General features: G+C 67.7%; 18 protein-coding genes. 5 read left to right on the top strand and 13 right to left on the bottom strand.

The genetic code is table 11. The annotated features are described in order from the left end of the window. Positions 1 to 29 precede the first annotated feature (29 nt). On the bottom strand, positions 30 to 827 hold the full coding sequence (locus WBA97_RS28185; RefSeq protein WP_424233968.1) for a sterol desaturase family protein: 798 nt from the start codon (positions 825 to 827) through the stop codon (positions 30 to 32). Between the two features lie 428 nt (positions 828 to 1,255). Then, complete coding sequence (locus WBA97_RS28180; RefSeq protein WP_424233967.1) at positions 1,256 to 1,906, bottom strand: TetR family transcriptional regulator; 651 nt, start codon at positions 1,904 to 1,906, stop codon at positions 1,256 to 1,258. Positions 1,907 to 2,022: 116 nt separating this feature from the next. Between WBA97_RS28180 and WBA97_RS28175 the strand changes: the two genes are divergently transcribed. Further along, positions 2,023 to 3,042, top strand: a complete 1,020-nt coding sequence (locus WBA97_RS28175; RefSeq protein WP_424233966.1) for a hypothetical protein — start codon at positions 2,023 to 2,025, stop codon at positions 3,040 to 3,042. Between the two features lie 25 nt (positions 3,043 to 3,067). Here the strand turns inward: WBA97_RS28175 and WBA97_RS28170 are convergent, their stop codons facing one another. From WBA97_RS28170 to WBA97_RS28145, 6 genes are all read right to left on the bottom strand, one after another. After that, positions 3,068 to 3,817 (bottom strand): class I SAM-dependent methyltransferase, encoded by a 750-nt coding sequence (locus tag WBA97_RS28170; protein ID WP_424233965.1) that lies wholly within the window; start codon positions 3,815 to 3,817, stop codon positions 3,068 to 3,070. Between the two features lie 63 nt (positions 3,818 to 3,880). Next, on the bottom strand, positions 3,881 to 4,420 hold the full coding sequence (locus WBA97_RS28165) for a hypothetical protein (RefSeq protein ID WP_424233964.1): 540 nt from the start codon (positions 4,418 to 4,420) through the stop codon (positions 3,881 to 3,883). Between the two features lie 276 nt (positions 4,421 to 4,696). Continuing rightward, positions 4,697 to 5,011: an AMP-binding enzyme gene (locus WBA97_RS28160; protein WP_424233963.1), complete on the bottom strand. Its 315-nt coding sequence runs from the start codon at positions 5,009 to 5,011 to the stop codon at positions 4,697 to 4,699. A 77-nt stretch (positions 5,012 to 5,088) separates the two neighbouring features. Beyond that, on the bottom strand, positions 5,089 to 5,622 hold the full coding sequence (locus tag WBA97_RS28155) for a hypothetical protein (protein ID WP_424233962.1): 534 nt from the start codon (positions 5,620 to 5,622) through the stop codon (positions 5,089 to 5,091). Positions 5,623 to 5,739: 117 nt separating this feature from the next. Continuing rightward, the gene (locus WBA97_RS28150) at positions 5,740 to 6,660 is read right to left on the bottom strand and encodes an aminoglycoside phosphotransferase family protein (RefSeq protein ID WP_424233961.1); all 921 of its coding nucleotides are present in this window, start codon (positions 6,658 to 6,660) and stop codon (positions 5,740 to 5,742) included. A 64-nt stretch (positions 6,661 to 6,724) separates the two neighbouring features. Further along, positions 6,725 to 7,474 carry an esterase/lipase family protein gene (locus tag WBA97_RS28145; RefSeq protein WP_424233960.1) on the bottom strand — a complete coding sequence of 250 codons (750 nt, stop codon included), beginning with the start codon at positions 7,472 to 7,474 and terminating at the stop codon, positions 6,725 to 6,727. Positions 7,475 to 7,783: 309 nt separating this feature from the next. Between WBA97_RS28145 and WBA97_RS28140 the strand changes: the two genes are divergently transcribed. Beyond that, positions 7,784 to 8,002 (top strand): hypothetical protein, encoded by a 219-nt coding sequence (locus WBA97_RS28140; protein WP_424233959.1) that lies wholly within the window; start codon positions 7,784 to 7,786, stop codon positions 8,000 to 8,002. A gap of 26 nt (positions 8,003 to 8,028) precedes the next feature. Here the strand turns inward: WBA97_RS28140 and WBA97_RS28135 are convergent, their stop codons facing one another. The 4 genes from WBA97_RS28135 to WBA97_RS28120 all read right to left on the bottom strand — a co-directional run bounded on the left by WBA97_RS28135 (position 8,029) and on the right by WBA97_RS28120 (position 12,409). Then, a complete protein-coding gene (locus WBA97_RS28135; RefSeq protein WP_424233958.1) occupies positions 8,029 to 9,468 on the bottom strand; it encodes a hypothetical protein in 1,440 nt (479 codons plus the stop codon). A gap of 234 nt (positions 9,469 to 9,702) precedes the next feature. Beyond that, positions 9,703 to 10,740 carry a toll/interleukin-1 receptor domain-containing protein gene (locus tag WBA97_RS28130; RefSeq protein ID WP_424233957.1) on the bottom strand — a complete coding sequence of 346 codons (1,038 nt, stop codon included), beginning with the start codon at positions 10,738 to 10,740 and terminating at the stop codon, positions 9,703 to 9,705. Positions 10,741 to 11,185: 445 nt separating this feature from the next. After that, on the bottom strand, positions 11,186 to 11,767 hold the full coding sequence (locus tag WBA97_RS28125) for a hypothetical protein (protein ID WP_424233956.1): 582 nt from the start codon (positions 11,765 to 11,767) through the stop codon (positions 11,186 to 11,188). Positions 11,768 to 11,887: 120 nt separating this feature from the next. After that, positions 11,888 to 12,409, bottom strand: a complete 522-nt coding sequence (locus WBA97_RS28120) for a hypothetical protein (protein ID WP_424233955.1) — start codon at positions 12,407 to 12,409, stop codon at positions 11,888 to 11,890. A gap of 258 nt (positions 12,410 to 12,667) precedes the next feature. On the opposite strand from WBA97_RS28120, the gene WBA97_RS28115 reads away from it, so the two are divergent. Both WBA97_RS28115 and WBA97_RS28110 read left to right on the top strand, forming a co-directional pair. Beyond that, on the top strand, positions 12,668 to 13,252 hold the full coding sequence (locus tag WBA97_RS28115; protein ID WP_424233954.1) for a hypothetical protein: 585 nt from the start codon (positions 12,668 to 12,670) through the stop codon (positions 13,250 to 13,252). Between the two features lie 101 nt (positions 13,253 to 13,353). Continuing rightward, positions 13,354 to 13,575, top strand: coding sequence for a hypothetical protein (locus WBA97_RS28110; protein ID WP_424233984.1), 222 nt, complete (start codon positions 13,354 to 13,356; stop codon positions 13,573 to 13,575). Here WBA97_RS28110 and WBA97_RS28105 read toward each other — a convergent pair. Further along, positions 13,475 to 13,690, bottom strand: a complete 216-nt coding sequence (locus WBA97_RS28105) for a hypothetical protein (protein WP_424233953.1) — start codon at positions 13,688 to 13,690, stop codon at positions 13,475 to 13,477. The genes WBA97_RS28110 and WBA97_RS28105 overlap by 101 nt on opposite strands. A gap of 194 nt (positions 13,691 to 13,884) precedes the next feature. Between WBA97_RS28105 and WBA97_RS28100 the strand changes: the two genes are divergently transcribed. Beyond that, a partial coding sequence (locus WBA97_RS28100) for a beta-ketoacyl synthase N-terminal-like domain-containing protein (RefSeq protein WP_424233952.1) occupies positions 13,885 to 21,258 on the top strand: 7,374 nt, incomplete at its 3' end.

The following is a 21,258-nucleotide window of genomic DNA, read 5'->3' as shown; positions in this document are numbered from 1 at the left end:
AATCCTCGTGTCAGTGAAATGTCGCGGATTCAGGCGGATGGTTCGACGGGTTTATTCGAACGCCACGGGTGGAGCATGCTCGCGATGACCGCGTCGGTCGCCGGGAAAGAATCCGGTACCGACAACCCGACCGCGGCCGGTGCCCGTCCCGGACGCCAGGTGAAGCTACCGAATGCCCGATCCCAGATCGACAGATCGGAGCTGAAGTGACCGGCCTCGGCCACCACCGTACTGTGGTGGAGGCGATGTTGCTCCGGGCTCGCCAGCACATAGTTGAGCCAGCCGATCCGCACGTCGATATTCGCGTGCACGAAATATCCCTGCGCGATCACGAAGATCCCCACCACGAATACCGACTGCTGGGAGAACCCGACCAGCGCCAGCGACGACTGCACGACACCCTGCGCGAGCACGATGTCGACGATGTGGTTGACCCCGTTGTTCCCGACGTTGACCTTCTCCGGCACGTGGTGCACCCCGTGCAGGCGCCACAACCAGGTGTTGGTGTGCTCGACCCGGTGCACGAGGTAGCTGGCCAGCGAGCCGAGCAGCAGCGCCAGCGGAATCTCGACTCCCAGCGGCAGCGCGGGATCCGTCGGCGAGATCAGCCCGACCACGGCCACCACCAGCAGCTGCGCCAGCCCGCCGCCGAGCATGGTCAGTACGAAGTAGACGCCGTAGAGGCCCCACTCCTTCGTGCTGGGCAGCCATGCCCGCAGGTACGGGATCACCCGCTCCACCGCGGCGAGATAGCCGATCGTGCCGGCCAGGAAGAAGAAGCTCACCAGGCCGAGATCCCACCCGAGGTGCAGGGTCGCAAAAACCACCACGGCCACGGCGGCCAGAAGTATCGGATAGGCGAAACAAGACAAGAAGGAACGAAACATATGCATAGTCGGCCTCAATAACACGACTAGTTCACAATGAGCAGAGTTCAGTCATGACTATGATCGTCGCCTTTTCGATCAACGCTCTTCGTCGACGATGACTGAGCTTGACTGGAACGAGGGCGGGGTGCTCATCCCCGCAATCATGGTCGTTTGGGAGCGGGATTCTTGGCGAACGTTCTTCAGGTTAGTTGACCGTCATCTTCGCGCAACCCCCATTCGGGTTATGTCGTACCGAAAGTCGACTCCCGTAGTACCAAAACCATGGGCAAGGGAAAATGTGATCAATTCATCTCCACGGCTGGCGTCCACTTCGGACGGTGACCATCGTCCTGCGGGATCGCAGATCCGGACTGCCGGCGATGGGTTCACTCGCCAGGCGGGTGGCTGTTCTCGGCAGCGTCGAGTGCGGGGGTGAGTGGGGCCAGCGCGGCGCGGAGCAGGTCGGGCAGGGAGCCCGATGGCACGACGAGTCCCGCGGCGGGGAGGGAGGTGGCTGCCGGTTGTGTCCACTGGTGGAGCGCGATTCGCACGGCTGCCGCGACGCTGGCCGCCAGCACGCGGGGGGTGTTGGGGTCGACGGTGTCGCCGAGGCGGTGGGCGATCGCGTCGGCGAGGGAGTCCGCCATCGCGCCGGGCGAGTCGACGTACGCGGCCCGTAGTGCTGGTCGGGCGATGATCAGCAACAGGGCGTCGCGGTGTGACTCGTCTGGAGTCGTGTACTGCGCAACGACCGCGTCCGTCACGGCTTGGGCGAGGCCGACGTCGGCCTCGCGTGCGGTCACCGATGCCGCGACTCGTGTTTCCCGTTCGGCGGTGACCGCCGCGACGATCGCCTGTTCGCGGCTGGCGTAGTAGTTGTTGTAGGTCCTGGGGGAAACCCCCGCTGCCTCCGCGATGTCCTCGACGCGCACGTTGTCGGGGCCGACGGTGAGCGCCAGACGGAGGGCTGCCTCGCGCAGCGCCTCCTTGGTGGCCAGCTTCTTCTGCTCGCGCAGGCCTGTGCGTCTGGTCGTCACGGTCCCAGCATTCCAGTGGAGCTGCGTGTCCGCAAAATTGCGTGACACCAAACTTGCGTGCACGCAAGTTTGGTTCTAGTGTCCGTCGGCGTACCCGACGGAGAGGAACACCGACCATGCGTGCTCGAGGCATCGCCTACGACACCGGCTTCGTCCGCGGCGGCGAGAACTCCCGCGACCGGTTGGATGTGGACCTGGTCAGACGGGAGATGGGCATCATCCGCGACGACCTGCATTGCGACGCCGTCCACGTGGTGGGAGGCGATCCGGAGCGGCTCGAACTCGCCGCTCGCTGCGCGGCGGATCTCGGCCTGGAGGTCTGGTTCTCGCCCTACCCGCTGGAGCTGACCCCGGAGGAGATCCGGTCGCTGTTCATCGACTGCGCCCAGCGCGCGGAGGTCATCCGGAAGTCGGGTGCCGAGGTCGTGTTCGTGGCCGGTGTGGAACTCAGCATCATGAACCGAGGGTTCCTGCCCGGCGACTCGGTGGACGAACGGGTCGGACTGTTGTTGGGGCAACCCGAAGGCCGGGCCGAGCGGCTCGCCGAGGCGACCGCCGTGCTCGACGATCTCTTCCGCGCGGTCGTCCCGGCCATCCGCGACCGGTTCGGGGGAAAGATCACCTACGCCTGCATACCGTTCGAGCGAGTCGACTGGGATCTCTTCGACATCATGTCGGTCGAGCTGATCCGGTCAGCCGAGGTGGCAGACCAGTTCCGGACCGGGGTGCGCACCCTCGTGGCACAGGGAAAGCCGGTCGCGATCACCGGCTTCGGCACCGCCACCTGGCGCGGCGCGGGCGACGTCGCCCCACGCAGCATGGAGATCGTCGAGACCGACGAACGCGGTGCTCCGGTCCGGCTGACGGGTGAGTACGCCCGTGACGAGGCCGGTCAGGCCGCGTACCTGCGTGAGCTGCTCGAGATCTTCGACTCCGAAGGTGTCGACAGCACGTTCGTGTACCTGTTCGCGCTCTACAACTACCCCCACCGTGCCGACGACCCACGTCGTGACCTCGACCTGGCCAGCCTCGGCATCGTCAAGGTGCTCGAAGACCGCCTCGGCGACACCTACCCGGACATGCCGTGGGAACCCAAAGCTGCCTTCGCCGCCATCGCCGACTGCTACCGCCGCTGATGCCGACCACCCGCGAGAGGCACCCCTAACGACGAGCCTCGATCAGGTGCCGAGTCGAGTGTGCGACGAACACGCCCTCCGATCGGATCCGCGTGTCGAGCCGCCGGAGAACATCGTCGTAGCGCTGGACGGTGAAGTCCGGCACCCACCACACACATTTCCGCAGGATGTACACAATCGCCCCGATGTCGAAGAACTCCATCCGACACCGAGCGGTACGGAGGTCGGCGACGGTCAACCCTGATGCCTCTGCGTCAGCCCGCTCGCGTCGCGGGTCACGGTTGGCGCGTTCCTTCGGCAGCGGCCCGCGAAACTGTTCGATCAGCTCGAACGCCGATGCCGGACCGACGTGCTGCGCGAAGTAGTGCCCGCCAGCCCCGAGTACGCGGCGAATCTCCCGCCAGTCGGGGCGAACCGGGTGCCGACTGACCACGAGCTCGAAGGAGCCATCCGGGAACGGCAACGGCGCGCCATCGGTCGTCTGGACGACCTCGACCCCGCGTGGCCCGAGCAAGTCAACCGCACGCCGGGCGTTGGGTGCCCAGCTCTCCGTCGCGCAGGTCCGTGCCGGAAGGCTGGGCATCTCGGCGAGCACCTCGCCGCCACCGGTGTCGACATCGAGCACCGCCGACACGGTGGGGAGCCGCCGCGCCAGCTGCCGCGCGAAGCCCCACGGAGGGCGCTCTTCCGTGGCCCTACCGGCCAACCACCCGAACCCCCAGCCGGACACATCTACGGACTCCGCTTCGGCGACCAACTCCTCGAACGTGCGCATGAGATCATCGTCGCAAGTGCGAGCAACGCAATTCCCGGGACCAAAGCACGTTCCGTGACAGCGTTACGTCTGGTTGGCCGATTCGGGTTTCCGGCTTTGGTTTCGCTGCACTGTCCACCCGGCCACCGTGAGTGCGAGCCAGACGACACCTGCCAGAACGGTTTGGGCAGTTGTCTGTGGTGTGTGCAGAAAATCGAGCACGCTGGGGGCGATCCGTGCGGTGCCGGACATGGTCAGCGCGGCGCCGCCCAGTGCGCACATCACGGCGAGCATCTGGGTTCTGAACCGCTGCGTCGCCAGGCCGCCGAGGCAGGCCAGCGCCAACACGACGATGATCGCCAGCAGGACGTTCTTCTCGCCGGGTTCGAGGAGTCCGTAGAGCTTGAGGCCGATCACGCCGCCGGTCAGCGCGCCGACGAAGAACAGCGCCGACCGGAACACGAAGGTGACCACTGCCCAGCACCCGAGTGCCGCCGCCAGTGCGACCAGGGATGCCGTCAACGGCGACGCATCGAGCGTGTCGGCCAGTAGCCATCCCAGCGCGAAGCCCGAGACCAGCACCGCCAGGTGCAGGGAGCGCCTGCCGAAGAAGCACAGCACCACACCGACAGCGAGTACACCCCATCCGCTCCAGTCCATCGCGGCCTCCCACCGTCGTACCTACCGCTCATCGTCGCGCGGCGCGATCGAGCTCACTTCACCCGAAATAGGTGAACACGGGCCGAGTGGCCAGGCGACCACATCGCAACGCGGTCAGCGTCAGGCGGTCTGGCCCGCTTCACCTCACCCGGCCCGTGTGAGGCGGTGGGGTGACAGGCCCTCGCGCGGGTCGATCACAACTGCCTTGCACTGTGCGCCGATCCCCGCGGGCGACCTCGGCTACCGCTTGGTGCGGTTGGCGGCTCGACGGCGTAGTTCCTTCTTGTCGGGCTTGCCGACCTCGGTCAGCGGCAGGGCGTCGACGACGTCGACGTGGTCCGGCACGTACATGGCGCCTCGGCCGGTCTGGACCATGGTGCGCAGGTCGTCGGGGGTGGTGGTGCTGTGCGGAGTGAGGACGACGGTGGCGTGGACGCGTTCGACGTTGCCCTGGTCGCGGACGCCGTAGACGGCGGCCAGGCGCACGTCGGGGTGCGTGGTGAGGAACTCCTCCAACTCGGTGGTGTACACGTGGCCGCCGACCACGACGATCATGTCCTGCACGCGGTCGACCGACCGTGAGATAGCCCTGGTCGTCGAGGTGGCCCAGGTCGCCGGTGTGCACCCAGCCGTCAGACGAAGGTCATCGTTCCCACGGTGTATATGCTCGACACGGTTCCCAGCCCAGCCAGACACAGCGCGATGTCTGTCGCTGCCCCCGTCTGGTTGCTCACCACGGAATCTCCCGCGAACAGGCCGCCCGTCACCGCCCCGGTCACCGTGGAGGTGTACACGCCACCCACGATCTCGGTGAGGAAGTTCAGCGTCAGTTCACTGGTCTGCCCGGTGTTCCACGTGATGGTGGACGTGCTGGTCCCCGAGCCGGCCAGCGTGAGGCAACTGCGGTTCGGCACCGTCACGTTGACGCTGGTGTACCCGGACGTGACAGCGGGAACAGTCGTCGAGACACACGGCCCGAACACATTCGTCGACCGCACCGTCGCGGTCTGCGGCGAGGTCGTGAGCGGCGGGGTGAACGTGATGGCGGAACTCGTCGGCGGCGCGCACACGAGATCACCGACGGCGGCCCGAGCCGGAGTGGGTACCACCGAAAGAGTGAGAACCGCCGAAAACACGACAATAATGGTGGCGATTGACCGAGGCATGACTGAATCCTCTCAACGCGACAGCAAGGGAAAACCCGAAGATCCAAGGTGTCCGGAAACGAATGTACCTATCACTCGCTCCATCCGGCGATGACGACGACTCTGGTTCCGACGAGGTCAGTCGTGCCAGGGTTTGGTGGCTCGCCAGGTTTCCAGCATCGACGACAGTCCGTCGACCAGCAACGGGAGCTGCGGGGCCATCGCCAGGCAGGCGATCATCTGCAGATCGCGCAGGCGTTCCATGGCGCGCAGCACGCCGATGTCCACAGTGCGCAAACCCAGGCCGACCGCGGCGGCGTCGTAGGCGGCGATCGCCTCCTCGCCGGTGTGCGCGAGGTCCCACTCGACCGGTGCGACGCCGACGTGCTCGTAGTCGGAGTACAGCAAGGAGTCGGCGGTCTCGATCAGGTTGTAGTACGGGGCGTCGCCGTGGACCACCTGAACGGTGACGCCGGGAAACATCCGGTCGAAGGCCGAGGGCGATTCGATCGCGGGCGAGAGGACGGCCCACTCGGCGCGGGCGCGGGTCAGGTCGGCGGCGGGCAGCAGGTCCTCGCGACCATCGAGGTCATCGAAGGCGAGGTCGAGGTACCCCTGCATCCCAGGGAAGAAGCCGGTCTCCGCCGGGTACTCGGCCAGTATCGAGTGCAGACGGGCGACGGCGGGCATGCGCTTCACCACGTCGTGGTCGCTGGGGACGATGCCATCGACCTTCTCCCAGAAGGTCATCGCGAAACCGTCGCGCACGACGGGTTCGGCCGGGACGAGTCCGCTCGGCACGACCGTCGGCTCGCCGCGCGACGCCATCCACCGTGACACGGCCAGTTCCGTGCGCTGGAAGCCCGACGAGGTGAGGCCGCGCGGGGTCACCACCGGCACCCGCGCGACGACCGGCGACGGCGCGAGGTCGACCACCACCGAGAACACGTCGTACACGACCTCCGCCTCTGCGGCGTCCAGTCCCAGGGCGGTCGCCGCGGCGACGGCGGCGTCGCGGGCGCGTTGTGAGCGAGCGGTGCGTTCTTCCTCGGTGATCACGCCAGCCACTCTAGGACCTGGTGCCGGCAGGCCGTTTCCTGACCACGGCCTGCCGGCATCCGGCTCAGACGGCGAAACAGTTCAGCCGGATCGGATTCCCGAGCAGCGCGTCGTGCACACCGTCGTACACGGTGCCGTCCAGGGCGAGGCCGACGTGGGCCACCGCCCGGACCGGGCACTGCGACTGGATCAGCACGTTCGTGGCGCCGTCCCGCAGCGAGGCGTTGGCGACCGGGCGGACCAGTTCGTCCAGTGCCGTGTACAGGTTGGTGTAGCGCACGGAACCGATGGTGTCGTCCCCGGCGTTGAGCTCGTTGACGAAGTCCGACCCGACGGCCATCTGCTGACAGGCGACGATGCCGAGGCAGTTACCCGCACCGAAGAAGTCGGCGATGTTGGCGACCGCCGTGCCGTAGTGCGGCGCGCCAAGGCTCACCAGACTGTCCACAGTGGCCTCGCCGCCGAGGTACTTGACGTAGTGCCGTGCGACGAGCCCACCTTGAGAGTGGCCGACCAGGTCCACCTTCGCCGCGCCGGTGGCGGCGCGGACCCCGTCGACGAACCTCGCCAGATCCCGTGCGGTGGCGGCGATGTCGCCAGTACCGAGGTTGGTCAGCTCGAAGATGTGCGCATCGTTGCCGTCGGCACGCAGCCGCGCGGCGAGGGGCTCGTAGAAGAACGCGGGCCCGAACGTGCCGTTGACGATCACCACCGGATCGGGCCGGTCGGCCGCGCCCGCGCTGGCCGGTGTCACCACGAGCGCGGCGAGTGCGGCCAGGAACGCGACAAGGAATGAGAGCAGGGGACGCTTCATCGAGTCCTCCATGGGTGCAGGGCAGGTGACACTCACGCTAGGGGAGGCCGCAGAAGTTACTCAAGAGTAGAAAGTCGGTTGCCGGGATAGGGTGGACGCCTGAGGTGCCACCGATCGAACAGTGACGCGCACCGCTCACCCCGCTCGGCAGGCAACTCGTCGCAATGGCTACTGCGGTCGGCGACGCCAGGCGCCAGCGCTTGCACGAGCCTTCCCGTACTCCGCCCGTATCGGCCCACCTGGTGGACCGCTTGCCGTGGAGCGTTATGGTCCTGATCTGGTGTGATCGAACAGGGGAGGTGGCGTGCGGTGGGTTTCGCGCGATGGACGCTCGGTATCGGACTCGGGCTGATCGTCGTGGCGGTGACATGCTCGGTGCTGGACCTGATCCCCGCCGCCGTGATCACCGGCGTCGTGGGCCTGGTGGCGGTGAGCATGGCCGTGTACGGCGCGGTGGACACCTGGGCCGAGCGCGCTCAGCAGCGCCGTCAGGCGGTCAGGAACCAGCGGGACGGTCAACACCGCTGAGCGGGTGATCCGCACGTCAGAGCCTCTTACTGGAGTGGCGCGATGCGTGCGATGCCGGTGAGAGTGCCCTGGTAGTAGACGCGGCCGATGGCGGTGCCCGCGGTTTGCAGTGGGTTGCCGAGCAGCGAGCCCAGGAGCGCCTGGTCGGTGACCGCACCGGTGTCGGCGTTGATCGCGGCGTAGGAGAACGGGTCCAGTTCGGTGCCGGGGCCGTTCTGGATGGCGGTGTAGAGATGCCGGTCGGTGACCGACAGTCGGGGCAGGGCGGCGGAGCGGGTGGCGGACTCCCAGGCCACCTCGCAGCCGCTGCCGTCGGCGCGCACGTCGACGCGGGTGAGGCCGCCGGTGAAGGTGGCATCGTCGGGGACACTGGGGCCGGCGTCGGGCGGCAGGGTGGGGTAGTTGTATCCGTAGGTGTTGGTGAGGAACACGGCACGCCCCGCCGCGACGGGCGCGTTCTCGGTGCCACTGGCCGGCTGGTTGGCGAACAGGCTCTGGCTACAGACCGGCTGCGGGGTCGCGGCGCCGGTCCGCAGAACGAGGAGGTTCATGCGGGGACGGGCGTTGTCGGTGATCGCCACGTAGTCGTAGCCGTTGGTGGGCCCGAAGAACACCGGTGTGGCGCCGCTGCCCCAGCTGAGCTGGCCGGGCTTGCGGGCGGGTCCGCGGTCGTAGGCGTAGCGCCAGCGAGGCTGCGGAACGGCGGCGTTGGTGTCGAAGAGATAGAGCGCGTGGTCGCTGGTGACCGCGAGAGTGCCGGGAACGGTCGATATGCTGTTGTCCACCCGCTCACCGGCCGGTAGCTGGTAGGTACCGACCGCGTTCGTCGCGGTGTCCACCACCCCGACGGTGCCGTTGCCGGTGACAAACCAGACCCGCCCGTCGTACCCGGGTATCACACCCGTCACCGCGTCGTCGGCGGCTATCGCGGCGGCCAGCGGGATCCGCTGTGTGACCCGCAGCGTCCAGATGCCGAACGGTCCCCGGTGATGCGCGATGTGCAGCAGATCGCGGTTGCCGTCCACCATCACCACCTGGTCCTGGTCGTCCAGGTAGGCGTAGACCCCGCCGAGCAGACTGCCCTTGGCGATCGACAGCCGGGCCAGCGGGAACCCGGTCGCGTTGTCCAGCACGTGTACCGCGGGCGTCTGGCCGAGAACGTCGGTACACAGCCCGAGCAACTGACCGTCGCTGCCGTGTAGCAGGGTGGGGCAGGCGGCGAGCAACGTGGACCGGGTCACCACCACCGGCGAACCAGCCGGACCCGCACCGGTGAAGGTCTTGGACGAGGCGCTGTCACCGTGGCTGCTCGCACCACCCGCCGGTGCCGTCGCCGGGTTGACCGGCGCGCCAGGCCCGAACTCCAGCCCCGTGGCAGCGGCCGGGCCAGGTGCCGCCAGCCCACCCAGCAACAGCGCTACGGCAGCCACACCGACCCGGAACCGTCCCCCGTTGTGACCGCTCATCGGACTCCCCACCTCGCGTTGGTACCGCCATACAGTCCGGGGCTCAGTCCAGCATGAATGCGTCGCGGCGGACACGGGTCCCATATCTTGGGCGCCCCCGCACACAGTGACATGCCACCGTGCCGCGCCGCGGCACGACAGAACCGCATCGGGCAATGGATGATGGCGATGACCAAGAAAAGCGGAACTGGAGAGGGCTTGGCCAGCTGGAGCGGTTCGGCAGGCCCGCAGCGGTCATCGCGGCGGTACGTTCCACACCTTCACGTCGATCTTCATTTGCCCCCGTCCGCTGATCTCGACCACCTCCAGGTGCCCGACGCGCTTCTCAACGGTGCCGAAACATGCCTTGGTGCCGACCTTCACGCTCAGGAGCCGTTGACCCGGGTTGCTGTTCAGCAGGTTCGCGCACTGCTCCCGTGCCGGGAAACCGGCGTCGGTCCATGCGGCGAACTCGGTGCCGCCGATTTCGTTCGCGGCGCAGCCGAGTTGGCACACCAGGCCGATGTCACCGGCCGGCTGACGCGAGGGCGGGGACGTGTCAAGCGTGTAGCCCGTGGAGAACGCGTTGCCGTCCAGCGTCAGCGTGCCCTCCCACCAGAGCTCCGGTTCGTTCGTGGGAGGCGTGGACGACGACTCGGTCGTCCGGTTCTCCTGCGAGGTCGTGGTAGTTGTCCGAGTCACCGACGTGGTCGTGCCGGGGCCGGGAGCGGAAGGGTGTTGGTCCTGACTCAGCACCGATGGCAGCACCACCCCTACGCCGAGCAGGAGCATGGCCGTCGCCACGACGATGAGTAGGAAGCGGCGTCGACGTGCAGGCACGTACACCGAGACTCTGCGAACGATGGACTCGATGTCGTCGCCGGAACGGACCCGTCGCAGTGGCAGTCCGTTCTGCCGGCCCAGTTGTTCGATGTCGTCCGGCAACTCGGTGGGACGCGGTGGCCTGGCGCCCTCGGTGAACACCGGGATGACGATGACCCCGCACTCGAAGGCGGTCGCCAGTTCGCGGCGGATCCAGTCGTTCGGATTGTCGATGAGGCGCGCGCCGGTGTCGTCACGAGCGAACCACCGGGGACCGATGACGGCAAGCAGCACCTTCGAGGCGCGGACACCTTCCAGCAACCGCCGCACGTAGTCCTCGCCTGGAGCGATCGTCCGGTCGTCCAGGAACAACCTGCGATTGCCGAAGCGGCGGGACAAACGCTCGAAGAGCAGGGCGGGCGCGTAGTCCGCATCGATGCCGCGGTAGTTGATGAAGATATCGGCTGACACGATTGCCCAGTCTCCCAGAGGCATTCGTCGCCTGGACCTCTGTCCAGAGCAGCATCACAGGAGGCCAGTCATGATCGTGCCGTCGCCATCCACTGGGCTACTGCGTCCCAACGATGTCAGCGGTCCAGACACGAACTACGAAGTCGTCTGGCTGCGTTTCGTCAGCGTCGCCGTCCGATGCTGGGCATACCCAACGCCAACATGGCCGCGCCACGTCGTGACGGTCACGGGCCGTGCGCCGAGCTGCGGGGTCCGCGACGACCAGGCATGCATTGGTGGCGGCTTGTTCGGGTGTGCCGACCAGCACCAGACGCCGAGGGCGGCGGCCGCCCCCGCCGACCCGGTCCGACAGACCTGGCCGAAGACCAGATCCTACGGGCGAGCGCGGGCGGCCCGCACTGGACGTCGGACAGTGTCGACCCGGGGTGGCGAGTGTCGTGAGTAGTTATGTGGCGTACGGCTTGAGTGCCGGTTCGGCGGTCACCACGTCAGCCAGGCCGAGGCGTACGACAGCTGTTGCCAGCAACGCCGCGTTGGTGAGCGCGGCCTCCAGCACCGTGAGGTAGGGCAGAATTGTCTGTGAGCACTTGTTGGCGGGTAGGCGGCTTGGCGATGCGGTGCCGGAGTTGGTGAGTGCGTCGACGGCGAGCAGGTAGGTCACGGCGTCATAGAGCATCCCGCCGTGCGTGACCGCTCGGAGCGGGCATACGCTTTGTATGGAGATGTTGGTGGCCGTGTCGAGCGGGGCACTGGCGACCGGGACGAGGGCGTCGGTGGTGCTGTAGAGGTTGGTGTAGGAGATCGGACCTGGCGTCTTGTCCCCGTCGTTGAGGGCGGTGATGAAGTTGGACGCCAGACTGAACTGGCTCCCCGCGGCGTAGCACGGCAGCACACAACCGAGGTTGGCGAGCACATCGCCGTTGTTCGGGCTGGCCAGCAGGACAGCATCGTCTACTTTGGGCTGAAGGCTGGTCCACCACTTGACGGCCCAGCGGATCTCCAGGTTGCCCTGGCTGTGCCCGATCACGTCCACGGGCTGGCCGCTTTCGGCGAGGCGGCAACTTGGCGATCCCCACCGGGATCCAACGGGCGAACCCGCTGGACCCGGTGGGGGTGACGTCTCCGAACCGGACTTCTACGCAGGGGGTCACACCGAGGAGATCGAGGTGCTGACCGTGCCGAAGAGACTGTCCACAGTGGTCAATCCGAGTTGGCAGGAGACGAGTTCGAGCCGGGAACTGACCAGCGCCTCGACGAAGGCGTCGCCTGCGAACAGGCCGCTGGTCACGGTTCCGGTCAGGGTGACGAGCGCCAACGCGGGGGTCGTCGTTATCGTGCGGCTGGCGGTCACCGTGCTGGTGTCGCCGGTGTTCCAGGCGATGGTGAACGTCACCGTGTTCGGGGACAGGACGTTGGTGCAGCTCAGCGGCGCCCCGGAGACCTCGTTGGTTCTGCTCCCGGAGGTCAGGTCTCCCTCGCTGAGTGACACGCACGGTCCATACTGGACTGAAAGGCTCACGTCGGTCGCGCTCGCGGTGTTGTCCAGCGGCGGGTCGAACTCCACCACTGCGCTGCTTGGCGGGACGCAGGTGACATCCAGGATGTCGGCGTGCGCGGGCACCGTCCCGACCAGGACGGACGCGGCAACCGCTGCCAGAATTGCGGACAAATGAACAAGAAGACGACGCCTCATCTGGTTCTCCTGTCGAGAGTGATCGGGCAGCGGGACATTACGTAGCGGCGTTGTTGTTTCGCAACAAGGTGTGCCGCCCCGCGGGACGCGGGTTCGCCGAGCGAGCGGGAAACCTGTGTGCCGCCCGGCGGAACGCTCCGTTGAGGTCGTGTCACGGCCAGGCATAGCGTTTGGACTCCGTTGGGACCCGTTGTGGTCCGGCTTGGTTCGGTCTTGCCGAGAGGAGCAGCCGTGATGGCCAACATCGCTGGAGGTCGTCGTCGCTTGGCGAGGGTGGCGTCGGCCGGGCTGGTGGTCGGTGTCACGTCCATGACCGCGCTGCTGGTCACGTCGGCACCGGCTGTTGCCGCGCCGGCGAGTACGGAGTTGGTCAGCATATCCACGGGAGGGACGCAGGGCAACGATGAGAGCGACACGTTCACGCCCTTCGGGACAAGCGACGACGGCCGGTTCGTCGCCTTCGTCTCGTCGGCGACGACCCTGGTCGCCGGGGACACCAACGGGGTCGACGACGTCTTCGTCCGGGACCGGCAGTCGGGCGCGACCGAGCGGATGAGCGTCGCCACCGGTGGCACCCAGGGCAACGGCGCGTCGAGGGCACTGGCCATCAGTGGGGACGGCCGGTACGTCGTGTTCAACTCGTCGGCGACGAACCTGGTCGCCGGGACACCAACACCGTCATCGACAGTTTCCTGCGCGATCGGCAGTCGGCCACCACCACCCCCTACCGCTACGTCCGCTTCCAGGCGGGACTGCTGCAGGCATTCGGACTCGACGCCATTGAGGCAACCGCCACCGTCCCCTAAGGAGCGTCCGTAAAGGGCGGACTGGTCGAATGCTGGTGAGCGGCCACCAGAATTCGACCGGGATAGGGACGCCGATCCATGTCGACTGAAGGAGCACCTCCCAACGATTGGCGTGTGGTCGTCCTGGAGCCGCCCGCACCGCAGCGTGACGGGCGCCTGCCGACTCTGGACGACCTCGCAGCGGACCTCGAAACGCGCCACCCCCGTCACGGCATCGGTCCGGCATCGTGCTGGGTCATTCGATGGGGCGCGGTGATCGCGCATCGGCTCGCGCTGCGCGCGGGCTGGCCCGCCGACCTCGCCCTGGCGCTGTCAACTCGGCACGGCGGTGGTTGAACACGAGCCCGTCCGGCATCGACAGTGCACCGGCGACCACCGCGGCGGTGATCTCCCCGCGCGACTGTCCGATCACGCCTCCCGCCTCCGGGATGTCGCCCCGCGACTGCCACATCCGTGCCAGCGCCTGGCTCGCGAACGGGGTCGGCTGGATCGTTCCACCCCGATCAGCCGCTGTGGACGGGCGATCACCTCACGCCACCGTGCCCTGCATCCAGCTCGTCGAGAGTGTGCCGTGGAACGGCACGCGGGCTGGTTGGTCCCGGTCTTCCGGCGTAGCGTCCGCTGTGGTCGGCCGGGAGGTTCATCGTGATCGATCGGTATGCTGTGAGCAGGGATGATGTCGCCGTCATCGGTATGGCGTGCCGGTTTCCGGGTGCTTCCACGCCGAGTGCGTTCTGGCGGATTCTCCGGGATGGCACAGCCACGATCGCGGAGCCGTCCCGCGATCGCTTGACTGGTGACGAGACGGCCGGTCCAGGTGGATACCTCGACTCCGTCGATCAGTTCGACGCCGGCTTCTTCGGGATCTCACCGAGGGAAGCGGGCCAAATGGACCCGCAGCAACGATTGATGCTGGAGCTGGCCTGGGAAGGGTTGGAAGACGCCGGAATCACCTCGAACCGGCTTGCGGGCAGCCGCACCGGCGTCTTCGTCGGCGCCATGCGGGACGACTACGCGGTGCTGGTCCACCGCCGCGGTATCGCGGCCGTGGGCCAGCACACCCTCGCCGGCCTCAATCGGGCCATGATGGCGAATCGCGTCTCCCATTTTCTCGGGCTCAATGGACCGAGTCTGGCGATGGATACCGGGCAGTCGTCATCGTTGGTCGCCGTTCACCTTGCCCTGCAAAGCTTGCGCAGCGGGGAGTGTGCCGTGGCGCTCGCCGGTGGCGTCAACCTGATGCTGACCTCGCACAGTACGGCTGAGACGGCGAGTTTCGGCGCGCTGTCGCCGGACGGCCGCTGCCACACCTTCGACGCCCGAGCCAATGGCATCGTCCGCGGTGAGGGGGGTGGCCTGGTCGTACTCAAGTCACTCGTGTCCGCGTTGGCCGACGGGGACCGGGTCTACTGCACGATTCGTAACAGTGCGGTGAACAACGATGGACCTGGTCGTCTTGTGGTCCCGAATGTCCTTGCGCAACGGGAGGTCCTGCGGTTGGCCTGCCAGCGGGCAGCCGTCGAGCCGGGTGAGGTTCAGTATGTGGAACTACACGGCACCGGAACCCGCGTCGGCGACCCGGTCGAGGCGGCGGCGCTGGGCGCCGTGCTGGGCGCGGCCGAAGGGCGTCGTTTCCCGCTTCGTGTTGGCTCGGTCAAGACGAACATCGGGCATCTGGAGGGCGCCGCGGGGATAGCCGGTCTTCTCAAGACCTGTCTGTCCCTTTCGCACGAGGAGTTCCTGCCGAGCCTGAACTTCGAGTCGCCGAATCCGGAGATCCCGCTCGATGAGTTGCGGCTGCGGGTGCAGACTCACCGGGAGCACTGGGATCGGCTGGAGATCCCGAGGTTGGCCGGAGTGAGCTCGTTCGGCATGGGGGGTACGAACTGTCACGTCGTCCTCTCCGACCTCGTTGTTCCACCCGCACCCGACCTACCGAGGGCCACGGCGCCGCCGGGACCTGTCGTCTGGGTCCTCTCCGCCAAGACCGCCGACGCGTTGCGCGCTCAGGCACGAGCCCTCCGCCTTCATGTCGAGTCTCGTCCAGACCTGAGGACAGAGGACGTGGCGTGGTCCCTGGCGCTCACCCGGGAGGCTTTTGCCCATCGGGCGGCGGTCCTGGGCACGGCGGATCGACACGAGTCGCTGCGGGGCCTGCTGGCTCTGGAACACGGCGAATCGGCGCCCAATGTCATCCAGGGAGCGGTCACCGAGCAGCGGCGGGAGGACGCTGATGGTGGCCGCCGCGGCCTGGATCGGCTGGCGGAGGACCACGTACGCGGTGTCGAGGTCGACTGGCCCGCCATCCTGGCGGCCACTGGCGGTCAGCGGATCGACCTGCCCACCTACGCCTTCGAGCGGCGCAGGCACTGGCTCCAGGACGGGCCGGAGCCGGCCGCATTGGCTCCCGAGTCAGCGCCGCACGACCTGCTGGACCTGGTACGGCAGGAAGTGGCAACGGTCCTTGGTTACGAGAACCCACAGCAGGTGAACGGCGAGTTCTCCTTCGAGGAGCTGGGTGTCGATTCGATCACCGCCGTACAGTTGCAGGAACGCCTGACATCGGCAACGGGTCTGGCGTTGCCGACGAGTCTGGTGTTCGATCAGCCGACACCTGCGGCGGTGGCGCGGTTTCTCCACCATGAGTCCCGTCCTCGGGAGTCGTTGGCATCGTCGCCGACGCCGACAACGACGTCGAGCGAGCCGATCGCGGTGGTCGGCATCGGGTGCCGTTTTCCCGGGGGAGTGCGTTCTCCGGAGGACCTGTGGGACCTGGTCAGCGCGGGCCGCGACGTCATCGGCGGTTTTCCCGCCGATCGTGGCTGGGACTTGGCGCGCTTGTTCGACACCGACCCGGACCATCGGGGAACCTCCTACGTCCACGAGGGCGGATTTCTCGATGATGCCGCCGGTTTCGATGCCGGACTCTTCGGGATCTCCCCGCGCGAGGCGTTGGCCATGGACCCACAGCAGCGGGTGTTGCTTGAGGTGTGCTGGGAGGCCTTCGAACGGGCCGGGTTCACCCCGGCCGCGTTGCGCGGCAGCCCCACGGGCGTCTTCGCCGGAGTGATTCCGCAGCAGTACGACCGACTCGCGGAAGTGGCTCGGGAGGATCTGGAGGGATACATCTACACCGGCTGCACGACAAGCGTTCTCGCCGGGCGGATCGCCTATGTCTTCGGGTTGGAGGGCCCGGCGCTCGCGCTCGACACCGCATGCTCGTCTTCATTGGTGGCCCTGCATCTGGCGTGTCAGGCGCTGCGGGCAGGTGAGTGTTCGCTGGCGCTGGCCGGTGGTGTCACCGTCATGGCCACCCCCACGATGTTCGTCGAGTTCAGCCGGCAACGCGCGTTGGCGAAAGACGGACGGTGCAAGGGGTTCGCGGCTGCGGCTGACGGCACCGGCTGGTCCGAGGGGGCCGGCATGCTGGTGCTGCAGCGGCTGTCCGACGCGCGGCGGGAGGGCCGCACGGTGTGGGCGGTGGTTCGCGGCAGCGCCGTCAACGAGGATGGCGCGAGCAATGGCCTCACCGCACCGAATGGACCCTCGCAGCAGCGAGTGATCCGCCAGGCGCTGGCGAACGCCCAACTCACCACCGGGGATATCGACGCGGTCGAGGCGCATGGCGCCGGCACGACTCTTGGCGACCCGATCGAAGCCAACGCGTTGCGGGCCACCTATGGTCGCGATCGCGCCAACGGGCATCCGTTGTGGCTCGGGTCGGTCAAGTCCAACATCGGCCACACTCAGGCGGCGGCCGGAGTCGCCGGCGCAATCAAGATGGTGATGGCGTTACGCACCGGCGTACTGCCCAGGACCCTGCATGTGGACGCGCCCACCCCGCACGTCGACTGGTCCGACGGGGCGGTCAGCATACTGACCGCGGCCCGAGCGTGGCCGCACACCGACCGGCCCCGGCGGGCAGGGGTGTCGTCCTTCGGCGCGGGCGGCACGAACGCGCACGTCATCATTGAGCAGGCCGATCCTGGCGATGCCCGGTCCCCGGCGACCCCGCAGGACCGTCGTATGGTCGCGTGGCCGATCTCCGCGAAGAGCCCAGCCGCGCTTCGGCAGCTGGCGACAGAGTTGGTGTCCTATATGGACGACAACCAGCAAGCGTCGGCGGTCGACATCGGGTTCTCGCTGGCCTCCCGAGCCGTCTTCGACCATCGTGCGGTGGTTGTCGCCGATGACCGCGACGAACTTGTCCTCGGCCTGCGGGCATTGGCGCGGGACGACCCGGTTTCCCCGGTTCTGCGGGGCGCCGCCGCCTGCGGTGGCGGCAAAGCGGTGTTCGTGTTCCCTGGCCAGGGTGCGCAGTGGGCCGGGATGGCCAACGTCCTGATGGACACGTCGACCGTGTTCCGCGAGACCGCGCAATCCTGCGCGGACGCCTTCGCGGAGCACCTGGACTGGTCGGTCCTCGACGTTCTGCGTGGCGTACCCGGTGCCCCGGACCTGGCTCGCGTCGATGTGGTGCAACCGGCCTTGTTCACCATGATGGTGTCGTTGGCCGCGGTGTGGCGTTCCTACGGGATCGAGCCGGCCGCCGTTGTCGGTCATTCCCAGGGTGAGATCGCCGCGGCCGCGGTCGCTGGCGCACTGACCATCGAGGACGCGGTGATGATCATCGCGGTGCGCAGCGGCGCGCTGGTCGGACTGGCCGGGCGTGGCGCGATGGCGTCGGTGGCCGTGTCCGCGCAGGCGTTGCGCGACCGGTTGGCGAAGTGGGAAGGCCGGCTCGACGTCGCGGCGGTCAACTCGCCTGCCTCGACCACCGTGGGTGGCGACCCGCCAGCGCTCGACGAGCTGATCGCCGACCTGTCCCGCGAAGGCATCCGGCATCGGCGCCTGCCTGGCGTCAACAACGCGGGCCACTCCGCACAGGTGGAAAGTCTGCGCGGAATGCTGCTGGACGCGTTGGATTCCGTGCGGCCACACGGTTCCGCGATCCCGTTCTACTCGACCGTCACCGGAAGCCGGATCGATACGACGGCATTGGACGGCGACTACTGGTATCGCAACGCTCGCCACCCGGTGCTGTTCGAAGCGGCCACCCGTGCACTGCTGGACAGTGGACACCAGATCTTCGTGGAGGTCAGCCCGCATCCGTTGCTGGTGGTGGCGATGGAGGAGACCATCGCCACCGCGTCCGGGCCTGGGATCGCGGTAGGTTCGCTTCACCGTGACGAGGACAACGCGAAACGTCTCCTCGTCTCGATGGCGGAGGCATGGGTCGACGGCGCACCGGTGACCTGGGCGGCGCAGTTCGCCGGGACCGCGCCGGCCCGGCTCGACCTGCCCACCTATCCATTCCAGCGATCGCGTTACTGGTGTGCCGAGCCGGTGCAGGCAGGCGACGCCACCAGCCTCGGTATGACCCCGATGGATCATCCGCTGCTGGGTGCCGCGGTCCCTCTGCCGCACAGTGACGGCTTGTTGCTGACCGGACGCCTGTCGCGGTCGACCCATCCATGGCTGACGGACCATGCACTCTGGGAACGTCCGTTACTTCCCGGAACGGCGTTTGTGGAGTTGGCCGCGACGGCCGCCCGCCGAGTGGCATGCACCGTGATCGAAGAACTCGTCATCGAGACTCCGCTCCTGCTACCCGACGACGGCGGGGTCGACCTGCAGGTCGTCGTGGACGGCGCGGACGAGTCCGGCAGACGCACGATGAGCGTGTACGCCCGCCAGGACCACGCCGCGGACGACCAGCCGTGGTCGCGGCACGCGACCGCCACACTGTCGGACATCGCGGTGCGGACGGACCTCGCCCCGGCTGAGCTGACGACGTGGCCGCCCGACGATGCCGAAGCGGTCGACATCGATGGGCTCTACGACGACCTCGCGCGTCGAGGCTACTGCTACGGGCCCGCGTTCAGGGGCCTTCGCGGCATGTGGCGGCGAGGAACGGAAACCTTCGCCGAAGTCGCCGTGGAACAGGTGCGGACGAGTGGGTTCGGCCTGCACCCAGCCCTGCTGGACGCGGCACTGCACCCCGTGGTGTTCGACGTGCTGCCGCACATGTCCGGCGCTTGGGCGCCATTCTCCTGGACCGGCGTGCGATTACCCGGATCCGGCGCTTCGCTGCTTCGGGTGCGGATCTCGCCGACGGGCCACGACGAGATCTCGCTGCTCGCCGTCGACGGCGCCGGAGAGTTGATCGTGTCGGTCGACTCGCTGGTCTTCCGCGCCGTCGGCCCGGACGACGTGCGCGCGGGCCGAGCGGCGGATGGTGACTCGTTGTTCCGCGTGGGCTGGACGGCCATGTCACAACCCGCGGCGGTCGGCGGGTGCGCCGCGATCGACGCCGGCGGTCCGCTGGTCGCCGCTCTGACCGCGGCAGGCGTTGACGTCGATGCGGTGGCGGACCTGACCACGCTGGCGGCGGCCCACGGTCCGGACCGGCCAATCGCGGAGGTCGTGCTGGCCGAGGTATCGGGAGCCACCATGGACGGCGGCGACCTGCCGTCGGCGGTACGGACGGCGACCCACCGCGCGCTGGCACTCGTGCAGTCGTGGCTGGCCGACGAGCGCTTCGACCCGAAACGACTGGTGATCGTGACGCATGGAGCCATCGCCACCAGCCAGGACGACGAGGTGTGCGACCTCGCGGGTGCCGCGGTATGGGGACTGTTGCGATCGGCGCAGTCCGAGCACCCCGGCCGGTTCGGCATCGCCGATGTCGATGGCGAGCCGCAGTCGTATCGGGCGCTGTGCGCGGCGGTCAGTCATGGGGAACCGCAGCTGGCCATCAGGTCGGGGGTGACGATGCGGCCTGTGCTGGCGAGGGTGGAACCGGCCACCGGCCGGCGACGTCCGCCGCCAGAGACCGCCTGGAGACTCGACATCCCCGATCCCGGCACCCTGGACAACCTGACCTTCGTCCCAGGCGAGGACGGAACCGAGCCACTGGACGTGGGACGGGTGCGTGTCGCGGTACGGACCGCCGGGCTGAACTTCGTCGACGTCCTGATCGCGATGGACATGTTTCCCGGCGGCCGCGCGGCGCTGGGCAGGGAGTTCGCGGGCACCGTCATCGAAGTCGCGGCCGACGTCGCCGGGTTCGCCGTGGGTGACAAGGTCATGGGCATCGTCACCGAGCTCGGATCGGGCTCGATCGGACCACAGGTCACAGCGGACCATCGTCTCCTCGCGCCGGTACCCACCGGGTGGACCTTCGAACAGGCGGCTTCGGTGCCGGTGGCATATCTGACCGCGTACTACGCGCTGGTAGAGGTGGCGCGGCTGCGGCCAGGAGAGTCGGTGCTGGTGCACGCGGCGACCGGAGGTGTCGGAACGGCCGCGGTTCAGCTGGCCCAGCGCATCGGCGCGACCGTGTTCGCCACCGCACGCCAGGACAAGTGGGAAACCCTTGAGGCGATGGGTGTCAGCGGTCGGTGCACGGCCTCATCTCGCACGTTGGAATTCTGTGAACGGTTTGCCGAGGCCACCGAGGGTCGCGGAGTGGACGTAATCCTGAACTCGCTGGAGAAGGACTTCGTCGACGCGTCCCTACGGCTACTGCCGCACGGTGGGCGTTTCATCGAAATCGGCAAGACCGACATACGTGAGGCCGGCGCCGTCGCCGCCGACCATGCCGGTGTGGTCTACCGGGCCGTCGACATCCTGGCTGTCGAACCAGAAACGATCCAACGAATGCTTGCCACGATCCTCGACATGTTCGCGGAAGGAACCCTGCGTTTACCGACCATTACCACCTGGCCCGTATCGATGGCCGTTGACGCGTTCCGCCATTTCCGCGATGCCCGGCATATCGGAAAGATCGTCCTCACCGTGCCGCCGTTGTTGGGTGGGGGGACGGTGTTGGTGACGGGTGGTACTGGTGTGTTGGGTGGGTTGGTGGCGCGGCATTTGTTGTTGGTTTATGGGGTGGGGCATGTGTTGTTGGTTGGTCGTCGGGGGGTGGTGGTTGATGGTGGGTTGGTTGGTTTGGGTGGTTCGGTGTCGGTGGTGGCGTGTGATGTGGGTGATCGGGGTGCGTTGGCTGGGGTG

The sequence above is a fragment of the Actinophytocola sp. genome (genome assembly GCF_049647105.1).
Classification (GTDB): domain Bacteria; phylum Actinomycetota; class Actinomycetes; order Mycobacteriales; family Pseudonocardiaceae; genus Actinophytocola.
This window is presented reverse-complemented; position numbering and strand designations above follow the sequence as displayed.